This is a genomic window from Pseudomonadales bacterium, from assembly GCA_013215025.1.
In the GTDB taxonomy this organism is placed as follows: domain Bacteria; phylum Pseudomonadota; class Gammaproteobacteria; order Pseudomonadales; family DT-91; genus DT-91.
Genome location: JABSRR010000349.1, coordinates 1 through 1,569, shown reverse-complemented (window position 1 = coordinate 1,569; position 1,569 = coordinate 1). Strand labels below are relative to the sequence as shown.

The 1,569-nt window shown below is 41.3% G+C and carries 3 protein-coding genes; 1 reads left to right on the top strand and 2 read right to left on the bottom strand.

Going from position 1 to position 1,569, the window contains the following annotated elements; genetic code table 11:
• The first annotated feature begins 144 nt into the window (after positions 1 to 144).
• Positions 145 to 777, top strand: coding sequence for a hypothetical protein (locus tag HRU21_13570; GenBank protein ID NRA43311.1), 633 nt, complete (start codon positions 145 to 147; stop codon positions 775 to 777).
• A 108-nt stretch (positions 778 to 885) separates the two neighbouring features.
• Here the strand turns inward: HRU21_13570 and HRU21_13565 are convergent, their stop codons facing one another.
• Together HRU21_13565 and HRU21_13560 are read right to left on the bottom strand one after the other, a co-directional pair.
• Positions 886 to 1,266 (bottom strand): hypothetical protein, encoded by a 381-nt coding sequence (locus HRU21_13565; protein NRA43310.1) that lies wholly within the window; start codon positions 1,264 to 1,266, stop codon positions 886 to 888.
• A 2-nt stretch (positions 1,267 to 1,268) separates the two neighbouring features.
• Positions 1,269 to 1,493: a hypothetical protein gene (locus HRU21_13560; protein NRA43309.1), complete on the bottom strand. Its 225-nt coding sequence runs from the start codon at positions 1,491 to 1,493 to the stop codon at positions 1,269 to 1,271.
• Positions 1,494 to 1,569 lie beyond the last annotated feature (76 nt).

Here is a 1,569-nt window from a genome sequence, read left to right as displayed (position 1 = left end):
AATTAACAACCCGGTGATTTTAATTAATCACTGGCGCTGGCTCGAGGCCAACGGCTACAAGAAGGAAGCTGCAAGCTGCAAGCGACAAGCTGCAAGCTTGACAAGAAAGAATTATAATGATATAGGAATTTATAGGAGAAAGAAATGAAAACAAGTGAAGCGTTACAAATCGTTGGAGGGCTGTCCAAGCCCTCAAAAATGCCTGGATGGTCATATGGCCTTCCAGCTAAAGAATGCAAGACCGGCAAAAAATTACAGCAGGTAGAAGGCAGCACCTGTTACAATTGCTATGCATTAAAAGGCTGTTATGTTTTTAAAGTTGTACAGGCTGCACAGTATCGAAGACTGAAGGCCATCAGGTCACCGCTGTGGACAGGTGCAATGGCTTATTTAATTAATTCAAAAAAATCACCAGAGTTTAGATGGCATGACAGCGGAGACGTCCAGGACGAAGAGCACCTTCTTAAGATATTTGCCGTTGCAGGGTTAACGCCAAAAATTAAACACTGGATGCCAACGCGGGAGGCATGGGTGAAAGCCTTCCTGCCTCTCTGTCCTAAGAATTTAGTGATTAGGTTCTCTGCTCCGATGGTCGACCAATCACGGCACAAGCTACCAAAAGATTGGAGAAATACTTCTACTGTCTCAAGTGATTTAAATAAAACGTTTACCAGTGAGGGTCATTTCTGCCCGGCCCCTAAACAAAATAATGAATGCGGCAGCTGTCGGGCTTGCTGGGATGCTAGAATTAAAAATGTAGTTTATGGCAAGCACTAATGTATTGGACCCCGAAGAGATTAAAGGAGCTAAAAGAGCGTGGCTTCAAACTCAGACACATGACACTCGAAGAAGCGAACGCTGAAGCCGAGGAGCAAGCGGCAAGCGTCAAGCCCCAAGCTGTTCAAGATGCAAGCAGCAAGCGTCAAGCTGCAAGCGGCAAGGTTCAAGCTTCAAGCCGCAAGCATCAAGCTTCTTGATATCCTTCCCCTCATAAAGTTTTACTTGGTTAAGGGAGAGGGCCTTAACCATAATAAATGTATTCTTCGGATGTGTTAAATGAAATGAAAATTGATGTGGAGAAAAGCGAACTGAGTTTCCTCGTGTTACTTTTAATTCTATTGTGAAAAAGTGACCATTACTATTATACCCCAGTATATCAGGAGTGCCCCATGCAGCGCTATTTTCCAAGCGTGTAAATGATAATTTGCAATTATTTTTAGTAGCGAACGTTTTAATTTCATGCCAAAATTTTCTTTCTGGTTTCACTACTACAACTTCTTAATTACCTTTCCCATTTTCCACTTTTCAGGAGTTACAGTGAAGACCAATCGATGAGATTCTCTTACTCCTATTAATTTATTTTGCAAGAGTTTCATGCCATTGATGTCATAAAATTCTCCATTTGGCAGGAGAACTTGGACACGTGCATTACCCGCTGCTTCACCTTTTAAAAATTTATCTAATACTTGTCTTAATATCTTTCCAGTAAACATAGGTTGCAATATAGTCTAAGTTGTACTATATATCAAGTATGGGTTTACCAAAGAAATTAACAGAACAACAGATGAG